At 41.9% G+C, this 2,161-nt stretch carries 3 protein-coding genes; 2 read left to right on the forward strand and 1 reads right to left on the reverse strand.

The window, feature by feature from the left end:
- The first annotated feature begins 22 nt into the window (after positions 1 to 22).
- Positions 23 to 454, forward strand: a complete 432-nt coding sequence (gene mscL, locus UYI_RS0122985) for a large conductance mechanosensitive channel protein MscL (protein WP_016869020.1) — start codon at positions 23 to 25, stop codon at positions 452 to 454.
- A gap of 15 nt (positions 455 to 469) precedes the next feature.
- On the opposite strand, the gene UYI_RS0122990 is transcribed toward mscL, so the two are convergent.
- Positions 470 to 1,168: a uracil-DNA glycosylase gene (locus UYI_RS0122990; protein ID WP_016869021.1), complete on the reverse strand. Its 699-nt coding sequence runs from the start codon at positions 1,166 to 1,168 to the stop codon at positions 470 to 472.
- Between the two features lie 255 nt (positions 1,169 to 1,423).
- Here UYI_RS0122990 and UYI_RS0122995 point away from each other — a divergent pair, with 255 nt between their 5' ends.
- A complete protein-coding gene (locus tag UYI_RS0122995; protein ID WP_026086126.1) occupies positions 1,424 to 2,089 on the forward strand; it encodes a phosphoribosyltransferase in 666 nt (221 codons plus the stop codon).
- Positions 2,090 to 2,161: the final 72 nt, after the last annotated feature.

Genomic DNA, 2,161 nt, shown 5'->3' on the forward strand with positions numbered 1-2,161 from the left:
TTCTTAGAAGGGATAAAGGCTGATGGCGCGTAGTAATGACTTATGGGCTGATTTTCGCAAGTTTCTGATGCAAGGTAACGTGATTGATTTAGCTGTGGCAGTGATTATCGGAGCTGCATTCAGCAAAATAGTCACTTCTCTTGTAGAGGATATCATCACACCAGTCATTTTGAATCCTGTACTCAGAGCTGCAAAAGTAAATGACTTACAAAATTTATCAGTCAACGGCATTAAATACGGTATGTTTTTGGCTGCAATCATCAACTTTTTGGTGATTGCTTTTTGTATTTTTCTGATCATTCGTGCTTTTGAAAAAGCCAAGAAAAGATTTGTTCGTAGTGGGGAGGCTGCTGCGGAAGCAAGTGCGACTGATCCAGCTATTGCAGCCCAAGAAAGATTGACCGACGCGATAGAACGTCTAACCACTACAATTGAATCTCAAACAAACAGATAGCTGGTAATCAAAACTCTAGTCTCCAGTCCCCAAAATTTCATCATACTTAGCGCGCACTGCTTGGATATCTTGCCACATCAACCATTTAGGGCTACCAACTTCGCGGGAAGGGTTACGCAGTAAGTAAGAAGGGTGAAAAATCGGCATACATAAACGTCCTTCCCACTCCATCCAAGTTCCACGAATTTTAGTAATCCCTCGTTTATCGCCAATTAAACCTTTGACAGCAGTTGCACCTGTCAAAAGAATGATTTTTGGATCTACCAACCGAATTTGTTCTAATAGATAAGGTTTGCAAGCCTCGATTTCTTCATTGGTAGGAACTCGGTTATTTGGCGGTCGGCATTTATTTACATTGCATATATATACATCTTTTTCTGTATCTAGTTTTACCGATTGTAGAATTTTCTCTAAAAGCTGTCCGGCACGACCGACAAATGGTAGCCCTGTTTCGTCTTCGTTTTGTCCAGGTGCTTCGCCTACAACCATGATCGGTGCTTTGAGGCTACCGCGTCCGACTACAGCATGAGTACGAGTATTTCCTAGATCACAGCGATGACATTGGTTGCAATGCTGTGCTAACTCGACCATATCAGGATAAACTCCCGTAGGAATGGGAATTTTGGCGTCTGTGGGAATTAATTCTTTTTGATCAAAATTAGATTCCTGTAAATTGGATTCCCCAAAAAGACTAAGTTGATGTTTGCTGCTCATGAAACTTGCAATATTAATCTAAGCACAAGGTGTCTAATCTGAGTAAAATCTTTAACCCAAAAACTTGCACGTTCAGCCCAGCAGTGCAGTCCCTCGTGTCTGCTAACATTACGAAATTATACTTTTATTGGGCTATTTGTGAACGTTTCTACCAACAAAACTGTTTCTAGTTTAACAAAATAGAAAATTTGTTCAATTTCACAAAAATTCAGTCATGATCAAAGCAATGGTATTGTCATGTACTGGGGGAAAACAATGTCAAATACCCCGCTTTTTAATGATCGTACCCAAGCTGGAGAGAGACTAGCCGAAGTTGTTCAGGCGACTTTAATTAAACAAGCATCTGAATCTAAAATCAGGCCTGTACCAATTGTCTATGCTTTGCCGCGAGGTGGACTAGAGGTAGCAGCACCAGTTGCGCGTGTTTTGGATTGTCCATTAACAATATTAGTAGCGAAAAAGATTAGCCATCCAGAAAATCCAGAGTTGGCAATTGGTGCGGTGACTGCTTGTGGTAGTGTAATTTGGGAACAGCCAACAAGAGCATATCAAAGACAGGACTGGCGATCGCACACAGCATTAGATACAGCAGTTAACCAAGCTAAATCTTTGGAAGCAGAGTTGAGTGTTGCTTGCCCACAGGTGAATACAGAAGGTGCTATAGCCATTATCGTTGATGATGGTATTGCCACGGGAATGACAATGGCAGCGGCTGCTGTTGCGATCAGAAAACGTTCTCCAGCAGAGGTTTGGTTATGTGCGCCAGTCGCACCACTACGATTAGTACCCTGGTTGCATCAATGGGGCGATCGCGTCATTGTTTTAGCCACACCAGAACCATTTGCCAGTGTGAGCAACTTTTATCAGGAATTCCCCCAATTAGAAACAACAGAAGCTCTTACGTATCTTCAAAGTCAATAATTGCTAATAGTTAGTTGGTGGTTGGTTGTTGGTGGTTGATTGTTGGTGGTTGGTTGTTAGTGGTTGGTTGTT

The sequence above is a fragment of the Fischerella muscicola PCC 7414 genome (assembly GCF_000317205.1).
GTDB lineage: Bacteria > Cyanobacteriota > Cyanobacteriia > Cyanobacteriales > Nostocaceae > Fischerella > Fischerella muscicola.

Coding starts and splice junctions, on each gene's coding strand:
- UYI_RS0122995 (WP_026086126.1), top strand. CDS start 1,424: ATGTCAAATACCCCGCTTTTTAATGATCGTACCCAAGCTGGAGAGAGA.
- mscL (WP_016869020.1), top strand. CDS start 23: ATGGCGCGTAGTAATGACTTATGGGCTGATTTTCGCAAGTTTCTGATG.
- UYI_RS0122990 (WP_016869021.1), bottom strand. CDS start 1,168: ATGAGCAGCAAACATCAACTTAGTCTTTTTGGGGAATCCAATTTACAG.